The organism is Mycobacterium haemophilum DSM 44634 (assembly GCF_000340435.2).
Lineage (GTDB): Bacteria > Actinomycetota > Actinomycetes > Mycobacteriales > Mycobacteriaceae > Mycobacterium > Mycobacterium haemophilum.
In genome coordinates, this window is sequence record NZ_CP011883.2 from 897,590 (window position 1) to 910,641 (window position 13,052).

Below are 13,052 nucleotides of genomic sequence, written 5' to 3' on the forward strand. Positions count from 1 at the left end.
GCGAAGCCGGGCGCTGCGGGTCGCCGCCAGATAACTTAGCGCTTGAGTCGGATCCGCCACCGGACTATGCCGGTATAGGCCACCGCCAAACCCGCGAGCGTTGCCATATCAAGCAGCCAGGTGCCCGCCGTGTGCTTCCAGTGGCTGTCTTTCGGACTGAGTGGACCAGGCACCAGATGCCACAAGTCAACCGTCGACGACGATGCCGCGAACCCCCAGCGTGAGGGCACCAGCCAGGACAGTTGGTCCAGGAAGATCCGGTTGGTCACCGGGACCAGCCCACCGCAGAGGACCAGCTGCAGCATCAGGGACACCACGAGCAGCGGCATGATCTGCTCGTGAGAGCGGGCCATCGCCGAGAGGACCAGACCGAAGATTGCGCACGTCACACAGGTCGCGGCCACCGCGACGAACAGCTCCAGGGTGGGATTGCTGAGCACCGCGCCACGCCCGGTTGGCGCGCCTTTGCCCAGGATCACGATGGCGGTCGCGATCGCTGACTGGATGATGGCAAACCCGCTGTACACGGCAATCTTGGCGGCGAGATAGGCCGATGTCGACAGGCCAACCGCTTGCTCGCGGCGGAAGATCGCGCGCTCGCTGATGAGGTCGCGGATCGTCAGCGCAGTGCCCATGAACACTGCAGCGAGATCCAGGAGCGTCAAGATCTGCGCGGCTTCGTCGGGCGCCGAGCTCATCGGGTCGCCCGGGTGGAACCCCGTGCTGCCGGGAACGGTGAGTGCGAGCGCACCCAAGATGAACGGCAACAACGCCAGGAACACGAAGTAGGCGCGGTCGGAAATGACCAGCCGAACCTGACGGCGAATGATCGTGGAGAACTGCCGGCGCACGCTGGTGTGCGCGGGGGCACCCAGACCGGTCGGCACCTCGGCTTGCGCGGGTAGCGGCGCACGGTTGCGGGCCAGGAAGCGCCGATTGGCCTCGTCCGGGTTGGCACCGACTTTCGCAAAAATCTGGGCCCAGTTGGTGGTGCCGATGGCAGCATCGATCTGGTCGGGTGGGCCCAGGAACGCCGTCTTGCCGCCAGGCGCCATCAGCAGCACCTGGTCGCAAACATCGAGATAGGTCAGCGAGTGGGTCACCACCAGCACCACGCGACCGGCGTCAGCCAGTTGCCGCAGCATTGTCATAACTTGCAGGTCCAGCGCCGGGTCCAGACCTGAGGTCGGTTCGTCCAGGATCAGCAGTGAGGGTCCGGTGAGCAGTTCGAGTGCCACCGAGGCGCGTTTGCGTTGGCCGCCGGAGAGCTGGTCGACCCGGGTGTCGGCGTGCGTGGTCAGTCCCAGCTCTTCGAGAACCTGAGCGACCACCTGGGCGCGGTCGGCTTTGCTGGTGTCGGGAGGCAACCGTAGCTCGGCTGCGTAGCCGAGGGCCTGGTTGATCGTCAGCTGGCGGTGCACGACGTCGTCCTGGGGAACCATGCCGATCCTGCTGCGCAACGATGCGTACTCGGTGTGAATGTTGTGACCCTCGAACGTGACCGAGCCGTCGGTGGGGGTGGTGTATCCGGCGATCAGCCGCGACAGGGTCGTCTTGCCCGCCCCGGATCCGCCGATGATGGCGGTCAGCGTGCCGGGCCTGGCCGTCACCGAGACGTTCTCGAGCAGCTTCTTCCCATTCACGCTGAATTCGACCGCACGCACCTCCAGGCCTCCGGCGCGCGTCGCCGCTTCGTGGCGGCGCACCAAGATACCGCCGTAAAACACGAGGTCGACGTTGCCGATGGTGACCACATCGCCCTCGGTCAGCACCGCCGATCCGACCCGGATGCCGTTGACGAAGGTCCCGTTGATGCTGTGTGCGTCGCGGATCTCGGTGCCGAGTGATGTCGGAGTCAAGAACGCATGACGGCGCGACGCTAATACGTCCGGGACGACGATGTCGTTGTCCAGCGCGCGACCGATCCAGGTGGTACCCGCGACCGGTGGCTCGAGCTGCGATCCGGGCCCCGCCACGTTCACCATCCGGGTGGGAAATTGCGTCATCGTGACACCCGCGGCCAGTTGGGTGGGTGGGTCCAGCTCCGGCCCGGGTTCGGTGATCGGAACGGCGGTGGTGCGCTGCGGGTCTTCGGCCCGATAGCCGCGCGGGAACTGGACAGGCGGCGGGGCCGGTGGACGTGGCGGTGGCGGACCCATGCGCGGGGGCGGCGCAATCACCCGCAGCGTTTCGGTCGGTGCCAGCTGACCGACCCCGCCCCAGCGCTGGCCAACCTCGAAGGTCATCCGCGGCCCGTCCGGCTTGCCGACGTTGATGGTCTGGCCGTCATAGATGTCGACCATCTGGACGCGCCGGCCGTTGACGAATATCCCGTTGAGCGAATTGTTGTCGATCGCGATCCACCTGCCCTGATCGAAGCGCAGCAGCAGATGCGCGCGGGCGATCAGCGGGTGCGCGACCCGCAGGTCCGCGCGCAGATCGCTACCGATCACCACGTCGCGACCTGGGGCGAAGCTACCGTGCGATCGGTCCAACCGAACCGTCAGGACGGGCGCCGCCGCTGAATCCATCAATTCAGGTTAGTAGTCAGGTTAGTGGTGGCGTCGGGTCAGCGGCGCCTGAGTCGGATCTTCCACCACACGATGGCGCCATAGACCAGCGACAGCGCGCCAAGCATGGCCATGTCGAACAGCCAGGCGCTCTTGGTGTGATTCCAGTGCTGGTCTTTCGGGTCGGTCGGTCCCGGTACCAAGCGGTGGGTGTCGATGGTCGACGCTGAGGCCGCGAAGCCCCACCGCGCGGGCGTGAACCACGACAACTGATCGAGCAAGAACCGGTCGGTCACCCAGATCATCCCGCCGGAGAACACCAGCTGGGACATGATCGCCACCACCAGCATCGGCATGATCTGATCCTGAGACTTGGCGAGCGCCGAAAGGGCCATGCCGAGAATCGCGGAGGCCACGCAGGTCGCGGCGACGGTGACGAACAACTCGAAACTGACCGCGAAGCCACCACCGCCCAGGAGCACGGCGTCCGAAATTGGCTGCCCCCAGCCGACGACCGAGATGACGGTGGCGATCGCCGCCTGAACGATCGCAAACGCGCAGAACACCACGATCTTGGCGCTCAGGTAGGCCCCGGTCGACAGGCCGACCGCCTGTTCGCGTCGGAATATGGCACGCTCGCCGATGAGGTCGCGGATGGTCAACGCGGTCCCCATGAAAACAGCGCCGACGTTGAGCATGACCAGAATCTGGTCGGGCTGGGCCGGATTGTTGCCCATCGGGTCCGACATGCCGTATCCGGTTTTGCCACGGACGGTGAGGGTCAGCACACCGATCAAAAACGGCAGCAGCGCCAAGAAAACCGTGTAGCCGCGGTCGGAGACCACCAGCCGAATCTGTCGGCGCGCGATGGTAGAGAACTGCCGATACGCGTCGGTGTGTACCGGTTCCCCCAAGTCGGCTGGGCTGGTTTGGGACGGGGCGGCCTGGGGCGGCTGGTTTTCGGCTTTGTCAGTGGCCCTGAAGCGGCGATTGGCCTCGTCGGGATCGGCGCCCACGTTAGCGAAGATGTCGGCCCAGTTGGTGGTTCCCATGGCCTGGCCGATCTGGTCGGGCGGACCCAGAAACGCGGTTTTGCCGCCGGGTGCCACCAGCAGCAGCTGATCGCAGACGTCGAGGTAGGACACCGAGTGGGTGACGATCAGCACCACGCGACCGGCGTCGGCCAGCTGCCGCAGCATCATCATCACCTGACGGTCCAGCGCCGGATCCAGGCCCGTGGTCGGCTCGTCCAGGATGAGTAGCGACGGCCCGGTGAGCAGTTCGAGTGCCACCGAGGCGCGTTTACGTTGGCCGCCGGAGAGCTTGTCGACTCGGGTGTCGGCGTGCTTAGTCAGCTCGAGTTCTTCGAGTACCTGGGCCACGACCTGGGCGCGGTCGGCTTTGCTGGTGTCGGGAGGCAACCGAAGTTCGGCCGCGTAGCCGAGGGCCTGGTTGATCGTCAGCTGGCGGTGCACGACGTCGTCCTGGGGGACCATGCCGATCCTGCTGCGCATCGACGCGTACTCGGCGTGAATGTTGTGGCCCTCGAAGGTCACCGAGCCGGAACTCGGGCTGGTGTATCCCGCGATCAGCCGCGACAGCGTGGTCTTTCCGGCGCCGGACCCGCCGATGATGGCGGTCAGCGTCCCGGGGCGAGCGGTGAGTGTGATCTGGTCGAGCAGTTGCTTACCGCGGTCGACCGTGAAGCACACCGCGTTCACCTCCAGGCCGCCGGCGCGCGTCGCGGCTTCGGTGCGGCGAACCAGGGTGTCGCGGGTGAACACCAGGTCGACGTTGCCGATGGTGACCACATCGCCTTCGCTCAGCACAGCGGACCCGACCCGCAGCCCATTGACGAAGGTCCCGTTGACGCTGTGCGCATCGCGGATCTCGGTGCCCAGCGGTGTCCGGGTCAAAAACGCGTGATGGCGTGACGCCAGGACGTCGCCGATGACAATGTCATTATCGGTGGCACGGCCGATGGTTGCCGCGCCGACCGGCTTCTGCAGCGCCCCGGACTTGGACGACAACATGGCGTGAAGCATTTTCGTCGCCAGATTCGATACCTCAGGTGGCTTGGCCACGCTAGGCGACATCTGGGTGGGCGGCGCGGCGGACATCGTCGGGTGGTGCTGGAAGTGGACCGGCGGTGGCGCCGAGCCGGGCGGATATGGGGCCGGCCGGGGTGCGCCAGGGTAGCGTCGCGGCGCTGGCGGCGAACCCCAATGGGGTTGACGTCCAGGGTGCGACGGTCCAGGCCCTGGCCAAGCCGTCCCGGATGACGGAGCCGCCGCGGATGGCGACTTGATGCGCATCGACTCGGTTTGCGGTGGGCGCCCGGCCATCCCCACGTGCCGCCCCACCTCGAACGTCAGCAATGGCCCGTCGGGATTTCCGATGTTGATACTTTGGCCGTCGCGGATGTCGATCATCGGGACGCGCCGCCCGTTGGCGAAAGTCCCGTTCAGCGAGCCGTTGTCGATCGCTAGCCAGCGGCCCTGGTCGAAGCGCAGCAACAAATGCGCACGCGAAATCAGCGGGTGCGTGATGCGCATGTCGGCTCGGAGGTCGCGCCCGACCACCACGTCATGGCCTGCTGCGAACGTACGCTCCGAACCATCGTGCCGCACCGTTAGCGCTGGCGGGGCTGGTGGAGTCATCGGTCCAACTGTAGCCCGTAGCGCGTTCGCAGCATTTGCCGCGAACGACGTGGCCAGCCGCCAAGATCGACGGCTGGCGGTCAGCGGGGCAACCGGTCGGGCGCCCCGGTCACGACGCAGCGGGTGCGCTGGTAGATGGTGGGCATGCACTGGTTGCAATGCGTGCACGCCGAATGCACTTGGCGCTGATCGGTGTTGGCCGCGATCCGGTTGACTAAATCCGGTTCGGCAAGCAACGCCCGGGCCATCGCGACGAACTCGAAGCCCTCCGCCATCGCCAGATCCATCGTTTCCCGGTTGGTGATGCCGCCGAGCAAAATCAGCGGCATGGACAGCTCGGCGCGGAACAGCCGGGCGTCGCGCAACAAATACGCGTCGCGGTAAGGGTACTCGCGGAGAAATTTCTTGCCCGTCAGGCGCATGCCCCAGCGCACCGGCGGCGGGAAAGCGGCGGCGAACTCCTTGACCGGCGCATCGCCGCGGAACAAATACATCGGGTTCACCAACGAGCTGCCCGCGGTGAGTTCGATCGCGTCCAGCCCGCCATCGTCCTGCAGCCACCTGGCGGTGGTGAGCGCCTCGTCGGTGGTGATCCCGCCGCGCACGCCGTCGGCCATATTGAGCTTGGCGGTCACCGCGATCTGTTGCTGGACGGCCCGACGCACCGCCAGCACCAACCCACGCGCGACCTTAGCCCGGTTCTGCAGTGATCCGCCGAACTCGTCATCGCGACGGTTGATCAGCGGAGACAGAAATGCGCTCGCCAAATAGTTATGGCCCAAATGGATTTCGACGGCGTCGAAGCCGGCGTCGACGGCCAGGCGGGCGGCGTCGGCGTGGGCGGCCAGCACGTCGCCGATATCCTCGCGGGTCGCCTTTTTGGCGAACCGCATCCCGATCGGATTGAAGAACCGCACCGGCGCCAGGGCAGTGGCCTTGGTGGAGCGGGCATCGGCCACCGGCCCCGCGTGGCCGATCTGTGCGCTCACCGCCGCGCCCTGCGCATGGATCGCCTCGGTTAGCTGACGCAACCCGGGTAGCGCCTGCGGGCGCATCCAGATCTGATTGCCGCTGGTGCGGCCACCGGGGGAGACCGCGCAATACGCGACGGTGGTCATGGCGACCCCGCCGGCAGCCGGTGGTACTCGATCAGGTCATCGGTGACCAGCGCGTCTGGTGTGCGCGCCTCGAATGTCGCGGCCTTGATGACACGGTTACGCAGGGTGAGCGGACCGAGTTTGGCTGGGCTGAACACGTCCGGGGCCGGAGCCATATCGCGAGCGTGCCAGACTGTCAGACGTGGGCGCAATCACGCTGGACGGCAAGGCCACCCGAGACGAGATCCTCGTCGACCTCAAACAACGCGTGGCAGCATTAACCGAATCCGGCCGCACACCCGGGCTGGGCACCATCCTGGTCGGTGACGACCCCGGATCACAGGCCTACGTCCGTGGCAAGCACGCCGACTGCGCGAAGGTGGGCATCACCTCGATTCGCCGCGACCTGCCCGCCGACATCACCACGGCCACGCTGCACGACACCATCGACGAACTGAACGCCAACCCCGACTGCACCGGCTATATCGTGCAGTTGCCGCTACCTAAGCAGCTGGATGAGAACGCGGCGCTGGAGCGTGTCGACCCCGTCAAGGACGCCGACGGCCTGCACCCAACGAACCTCGGCCGGCTAGTGCTGTCCACCCCGGCGCCGCTGCCGTGTACCGCGCGCGGCATCGTGCACCTGCTACGGCGCTACGGCGTCGAGATCGCCGGCGCACATGTCGTCATCATCGGGCGCGGTGTGACGGTGGGCCGCCCGCTGGGGCTGCTGCTGACGCGGCGCTCCGAGAACGCCACGGTGACGTTGTGCCACACCGGAACTCGCGATCTGGCCGCGCTAACCAAGCAGGCCGACATCATTGTGGCCGCCGTCGGTGTGCCGCATCTGCTGACCGCCGACATGGTGCGTCCCGGCGCCGCGGTCGTCGATGTCGGCGTCAGCCGGACCGAGGCCGGGCTCGTCGGCGACGTGCATCCCGATGTTTGGGAGGTCGCCGGTCACGTCTCACCGAATCCCGGTGGCGTCGGCCCGCTCACCCGGGCGTTTCTGCTGACCAACGTTGTCGAATTGGCCGAGGGGCGGCAATAAGCGTGCGTGCGGCGTTGCGGGCGCAATGGCCGATTCTGCTGGTTGGGTTGATCTTCGCGGCAGCGTTCGTGCTGGCGGGGGCAAATTTCTGGCGTCGCGGTTCGCTGCTGATCGGTATCGGTGTCGGGGTAGCGGCGGTGCTGCGACTGGTGTTATCCGACGAGCGAGCCGGTCTGTTGATGGTGCGCAGCAAGGGCATCGACTTCGTGACAACGGTGTTGGTCGGGACGGCGATGGTCTACATCGCGTCGACCATCGACCCGTTGGGCACCGGCTAGCTTCCCGGTACACCCGGGATTGGCGGCAGACCGGGTATGTTGCCGCTGGCCACGTTGGCCATCATGGTGGGGCAGTACATCGAAATCGCGATCCTGGTAAAGGCGTTGGCCATCTGCGGGGACATGCCGCTGTTTCCCTGAATGCGCTGTACGGCAGCGGCGAAATTGCCGCCCGGCTCGGCGAGCATCGGGCAGACGGACTGGCCCATTGCCTTCGCGCTTCCTGGTTCGCCGAAGTTGACGCCGGCGTGGTTCAGCGTGTCGATGAAGGTGTCGTCGATCGGGTCTGCCTCGGCTGGTGCTTCGAATGCTGCGGCCGCGGTGACCACGGCGGCGGTTGCCACCAGCAGACGAATGGTCAATGGTTGACAGCGAAATAGCCGAATCCAGCGGTGAGTTCTCGCTGGTGTGTTCATGACAGGCTCCCCAGTTTCGGAGTGCCTTGAGGGCACTCAAATCAACGTTAGGAACATTGATCTATAGCAGTCACATTTGCAGCACGCGGAGATAAAGGTTTGCCCAACAGCAGCCGGTGCAGCATGTTTCGGGCGGATCGAAGCCACACTGTGATCTGACACGTGCCGTGACACCGGATTTTCATCTGCGCGATGGTTAAGAATCCGGCCCATGACGACGAATCGGGGCCGGGCGCTGAATCATGGGATGTCACGGCAGACGTTTCTTCGCGGCGCCGTCGGAGCGTTGGCGACTGGAGCTGTGTTCGGCGCTGCGCGGGCTGTGGCGGACCCGGCTGTCGGCTGGGGTCCGCTGGCCTCCGCCATTGGTGGCAGCGTCCTGCTGCCAGCCAGCGGCGCTGCATTTACCACGGGCAAGCAAGTTTTCAATTCGCTGTACAACGGCTCTAACCCGGCGGCCGTCGTCAGGGTCGCAACACAGGCGGATGTCCAGAAGGCGGTCGCGTTCGCGACGGCGAACAAGCTCAAGGTCGCCCCGCGCGGTGGTGGGCATTCGTATACTGGGGCGTCGACCGCCCCCGGCACTATGGTGCTCGACCTGCGCGGGCTTCCCGGCGAGACGAACTTTGATAGCGGCAGCGGGAATGTCACAGTGGCACCGGCGACCACTCTGTATGCGGTCCACCAGGCGCTGGCCGGCGCCGGCCGGGCGATCCCCATGGGTACCTGTCCAACCGTCGGCGCCGCGGGGCTAACGCTGGGCGGCGGGCTGGGCGCCGATTCCCGGCACGCCGGCCTTACCTGCGACGCGCTGCAGTCGGCCACGGTGGTGTTGCCGAGCGGCGACGTGGTCACCGCGTCTGCTCACGACAATCCCGATCTGTTCTGGGCGCTTCGTGGTGGTGGCGGCGGCAACTTCGGGGTGGCGACGTCGATGACTTTCGCGACCTTCGCAACCGCTGACAGTGACGTCGTCCGGCTTGATTTTCCGCCATCGTCGGCAGTGCAGGTGCTCGTTGGTTGGCAGACCTGGCTGACCGCGGCCGACCGAAACACTTGGGGGATGGTCGATCTCTCGGTCAGTTCGTCTCAGACGAACTGCCATGTGCTGGCGACCTGCCCAGCGGGCGCTGGCCCGGGAGTGGCTGATGCGATCAAACGCGCAGTTGGGTTGCAGCCCAGCGCGGTTCAGAATAAGACGTTTAACCATATGGATCTGGTGATGTACTTGGCTGGTGGTAGCTCGACGCCCGCACCTCGCGGCTTTGTCGCTGGTTCGGATGTGATCACCACGGTGAATGCCAGCGCGGCCCGTGCCATCGCCACCGCGATTGGGCAGTGGCCCGTGGCGGCCGGGGCGGCGTCGGTGCTCGTCGACTCGCTGGGCGGTGCAGTCGCCGACGTGGCACCGGAAGATTCCGCGTTCCCGTGGCGCCGGCAGTCCGCGGTACTGCAGTGGTACTCCCAACCCAACAGCGGCAAAGTGCCCGCCGCCACGCAGTGGCTGAATGCTGCACACCAGGCGGTGCAACAGTTTTCGGCGGGGGGATACGTTAACTATCTAGAGCCCAAAACTTCGGCGTCGCGCTACTTCGGTTCGAACTTGGCACAGTTGACGGCCATCCGCCAGAAATACGACCCCAACCGGATCATGTTTTCCGGGCTCGATTTCTGAGAGGTCCCTAGGCGAAACAACTTGCGTCACTCTGGTTTCGAGGAGCGGTTTTTTGTCAGTGGGCTCGGTCAGTTTGAGTTTATGGGTTCGGGTCGTGTTGTTGATCGGGAGGCGATCACGGCGGCCTTTGATGCGTTGGATGCTGCGGTTGATGGGGTGGTCGCGCTGGATTTTGATGCGCTGTGCGCCCGGGAGTGGTTGGTTGTTGGAGCGGGTGGAGCGGGTGCGCCGCAGGATACCTGCCGTCGAACACCCAATGATCAATCAGCTTGCCCGCCAAGCGACCCCCGAAGAGCTCGGCGGTAGGCTCTCGCATGCGATTGCCGAGTGGACGCTGATCAGCCGCGCCGAAGCCGCCCGGCGTATCCGGGAGGCCGCCGATCTGGGGCCGCGTCGGGGCTTGACCGGTGAACCGTTGCCACCCGTCTTGGCCGCGACCGCCGCAGCGCAACGCCAGGGCAAGCTCGGCGCCGGTCAGGTGGCGGTGATTCGGAAGTTCTGCCACGAGTTGCCCGGCTGGGTCGATACGGCAACCCGCGAACACGCCGAAACTGATTTGGCCAAGAAAGGCACCCAGTTTCGGCCCGAACAGCTGGCAGGGCTGGCCGATAAACTCGCCGACTGCCTCAATCCCGACGGGACCTACAGCGACACCGACCGGGCCCGGCGGCGCGGCTTAACCTTAGGCAACCAGCAAGCCGACGGCATGACGGCGCTGCGCGGTTGGCTGACCCCCGAGGCCCGCGCCACGCTGGAGGCTGTGCTGGCCAAACTGGCCGCGCCGGGCATGTGCAACCCCACCGATGACACCGCATGTGTGGACGGCGCACCTTCGCAACAGGCCATCGACAAAGACACCCGCAGCCCCGCCCAACGCAACCATGATGCACTCAATGCGGCGTTGCGTGCCCTGCTGTGTTCGGGAAAGCTGGGCCAGCACAATGGGCTACCGGCCTCCATCATCGTGTCCACCACCCTGGCCGAGCTCGAGGCTGCCGCCGGCAAAGGCCTCACCGGCGGCGGCACCCTATTGCCCATGAGTGATGTTATCCGCCTAGCCCGCCACGCCCGGCACTATCTGGCCATCTTCGACAAAGGCAAAGCGCTCGCGCTCTACCACACCAAACGACTCGCCTCTCCCGGGCAGCGAATCGTGTTGTACGCCAAGGAACGGGGTTGCTCCGCGCCCGGCTGCACGGTGCCCGGCTACTACTGCGAAGTCCATCACGTCACCGAGTACGCCCAATGCCGCAGTACCGACATCAACAACCTCACCTTCGGCTGCGGCCCCCAACACCGCCTGCTGCAACCCGGCGGCTGGACCACCCGAAAAAACACCCACGGCGACACCGAATGGATCCCGCCCCCACACCTCGACCACCGCCAACCCCGCACCAACACGTACTGGCACTCCGAAAAACTGCTGCGCGATGGGGACGACGAAGACGCGGCGAGCTAGCCCGCGCTAGGCGGCCAACGTCGCACGAATACACACGGTGACATAGGGCAACGCCAGGCCAGCCGAATTCGCCAGCGCCGGATGGGTGGCCAGCAGCTCACGTACCTGGTCGAGCGTTCTGGTGCGCACCTCGGCCGGCGAGGTGATGCAGTAGCTGCGAGACGCCACTAAGTCGATCAATGCTTGCGGCGTAAGGTAATTCGTCCATTCGACTTGATGGCGCGCCATATCGGTGAACGGTGCCGGCAGCGTCACCTTGTTACGGACCGGGTCGCCGTCGCGTCCGATGATCTGACCTAGCTCGCGCACCCAGCCGAGTCGTTCGTCGCGGGTATTCCACACCAGGCCCAGTCGCCCGCCCGGCCGCAGCACCCGGGCCACCTCGGGGATGGCTCGCGCGGGATTGACCCAGTGCCACGCCTGAGCGACCAGCACGGCGTCAACGCTGTTGTCCTGCAACGGAATCTCTTCCGCAGTGCCTAGCAGCGCACGAGTGTCTGGCAGCGAAGCGTGCAGCACATCCAGCATCTCGGGAATCGGGTCGACGGCCACCACGTCCAAGCCGCGTTCGACCAGCCGGGTGGTCAGCTTGCCGGTGCCCGCACCCAGGTCAAGCACCTGGCGCGCTCCGGCCGGCAACAGCCAGTCGATTGTCTCGGGTGGGTACGACGGGCGTCCTCGCTCATAGGCGGCCGCCGCGGAGCCGAACGACAGCGAGCGGTCGTGGAGAGACTTGATGAGTGGTGTCACCGCGAACACACGTCTTCCCGGAAACCCGCATCGGCCAATTCGAGGGTTTGACGGATCAATGTGCCGACGGCCTCGGATTCCACCAGGAAGCCGTCATGCCCGTAGATGGAGTCGACAACCCGCAGCCCGGTACAGCCCGGCAGCAGCTCGGCTAGCTCCTGCTGCAAGCGCAGCGGGTAGAGCCGATCCGAGGTAATGCCACCAACCACCACCGGTACCGGGCACCCGCGCAGCGCCGCACCCACCCCGCCGCGACCCCGGCCCACGTCGTGGCTGCTCAGCGCCTCGGTCAAGACCACGTAGCTGCCGGCGTCGAAGCGGGCCAACAGCTTGTCACCCTGGTGCTCTAGGTAACTCTGTACCGCGTAGCGGCCGCCCGTCGCGGGGTTCTCGTTGCCCTGGCTGCCGTTGGCAAACCGGGTGTCGAGCTCGACCTCGCCGCGGTAGGTCAGGTGGGCGAAGCGGCGGGCGACCGTCAAACCGGCGTCCGGTGCCCTCCCGGTCTCGTAGTAATCGCCGCCCTGCCAGTTCGGGTCGGTCTTGATGGCGGCGATCTGGGTGGTCTGGGTGCCGATCTGGTCGGCGGTGGCGCGCGCACCGACCGCCAGCAACAGCCCGGACCGGACCTGATCCGGGTGGCCGACGATCCATTCCAGCGCCCGCGCGCCGCCCATGGATCCTCCAACGACGGCGGCAACCTTGGTAATTCCCATGGCGGCCAGTGCGGCGATATCCGCCGCCACCTGGTCGCGTACCGATATCAGCGGAAATCTTGAGCCCCAAGGCTTTCCGTCGCGGGCAAGCGAGCTGGGACCGGTGGAGCCACGGCAACCACCCAGCACGTTGGTGGCTACCGCGCACCAGCGGTTGGTGTCGATCGGCGCACCCGGCCCAGCTATCCCGTCCCACCAGCCAGGTGTGGGATGCCCCGGTCCGGCGGGCCCGGTGATGTGCGAGTCACCGGTGAGCGCATGCAGTACCACCACCACGTTGTCTCGCGCAGGCGACAACTCACCCCAGCGCTGAACGGCGATACAGACGTCGTCGATGACGGCACCGCTTTCGGTGGTCAACGAGCCGATGTCGACCAAGCCGACCTCGCCTTCGGCCGGCAGCGTCTGGGTTCCGACGTCGGAGATTGTCATGTCAGGTGCCC

The 13,052-nt window shown here is 66.1% G+C and carries 8 protein-coding genes and 2 pseudogenes; 4 read left to right on the plus strand and 6 right to left on the minus strand.

The window, feature by feature from the left end; translation table 11 throughout:
- Positions 1–35 precede the first annotated feature (35 nt).
- From B586_RS04330 to B586_RS04340, 3 genes and pseudogenes are all read right to left on the minus strand, one after another.
- Entirely contained in the window at positions 36–2,531 is a 2,496-nt protein-coding gene (locus B586_RS04330; RefSeq protein ID WP_054880602.1) for an ATP-binding cassette domain-containing protein, read from the minus strand.
- A 38-nt stretch (positions 2,532–2,569) separates the two neighbouring features.
- The gene (locus B586_RS04335) at positions 2,570–5,170 is read right to left on the minus strand and encodes an ATP-binding cassette domain-containing protein (protein ID WP_047313516.1); all 2,601 of its coding nucleotides are present in this window, start codon (positions 5,168–5,170) and stop codon (positions 2,570–2,572) included.
- A gap of 80 nt (positions 5,171–5,250) precedes the next feature.
- Positions 5,251–6,443 (minus strand): annotated as a pseudogene (locus B586_RS04340) (NADH:flavin oxidoreductase).
- Positions 6,444–6,469: 26 nt separating this feature from the next.
- Between B586_RS04340 and B586_RS04345 the strand changes: the two are divergent.
- Both B586_RS04345 and B586_RS04350 read left to right on the plus strand, forming a co-directional pair.
- Positions 6,470–7,318, plus strand: a complete 849-nt coding sequence (locus tag B586_RS04345) for a bifunctional methylenetetrahydrofolate dehydrogenase/methenyltetrahydrofolate cyclohydrolase (RefSeq protein WP_047313406.1) — start codon at positions 6,470–6,472, stop codon at positions 7,316–7,318.
- Positions 7,315–7,596, plus strand: a complete 282-nt coding sequence (locus B586_RS04350) for a DUF3017 domain-containing protein (protein WP_054881076.1) — start codon at positions 7,315–7,317, stop codon at positions 7,594–7,596. Before B586_RS04345 ends, B586_RS04350 begins: the two co-directional genes overlap by 4 nt.
- On the opposite strand, the gene B586_RS04355 is transcribed toward B586_RS04350, so the two are convergent.
- Positions 7,593–7,982 carry a DUF732 domain-containing protein gene (locus B586_RS04355; protein ID WP_052915555.1) on the minus strand — a complete coding sequence of 130 codons (390 nt, stop codon included), beginning with the start codon at positions 7,980–7,982 and terminating at the stop codon, positions 7,593–7,595. The two genes, B586_RS04350 and B586_RS04355, sit on opposite strands and share 4 nt — an antisense overlap.
- A 265-nt stretch (positions 7,983–8,247) precedes the next feature.
- On the opposite strand from B586_RS04355, the gene B586_RS04360 reads away from it, so the two are divergent.
- Together B586_RS04360 and B586_RS04365 are read left to right on the plus strand one after the other, a co-directional pair.
- A complete protein-coding gene (locus B586_RS04360; RefSeq protein ID WP_231584630.1) occupies positions 8,248–9,687 on the plus strand; it encodes an FAD-dependent oxidoreductase in 1,440 nt (479 codons plus the stop codon).
- A gap of 81 nt (positions 9,688–9,768) precedes the next feature.
- Positions 9,769–11,146 (plus strand): annotated as a pseudogene (locus B586_RS04365) (HNH endonuclease signature motif containing protein).
- Between the two features lie 6 nt (positions 11,147–11,152).
- Here the strand turns inward: B586_RS04365 and B586_RS04370 are convergent.
- Positions 11,153–11,884, minus strand: coding sequence for a class I SAM-dependent methyltransferase (locus B586_RS04370; RefSeq protein ID WP_156406866.1), 732 nt, complete (start codon positions 11,882–11,884; stop codon positions 11,153–11,155).
- A gap of 8 nt (positions 11,885–11,892) precedes the next feature.
- The gene (metX, locus tag B586_RS04375; RefSeq protein ID WP_047313402.1) at positions 11,893–13,041 is read right to left on the minus strand and encodes a homoserine O-acetyltransferase MetX; all 1,149 of its coding nucleotides are present in this window, start codon (positions 13,039–13,041) and stop codon (positions 11,893–11,895) included.
- Between the last annotated feature and the right edge of the window lie 11 nt (positions 13,042–13,052).

Excerpts from the sequence above, each read along its gene's own strand:
- B586_RS04330 (WP_054880602.1), bottom strand. The coding sequence starts at position 2,531 with ATGGATTCAGCGGCGGCGCCCGTCCTGACGGTTCGGTTGGACCGATCG.
- B586_RS04335 (WP_047313516.1), bottom strand. The coding sequence starts at position 5,170 with ATGACTCCACCAGCCCCGCCAGCGCTAACGGTGCGGCACGATGGTTCG.
- metX (WP_047313402.1), bottom strand. The coding sequence starts at position 13,041 with ATGACAATCTCCGACGTCGGAACCCAGACGCTGCCGGCCGAAGGCGAG.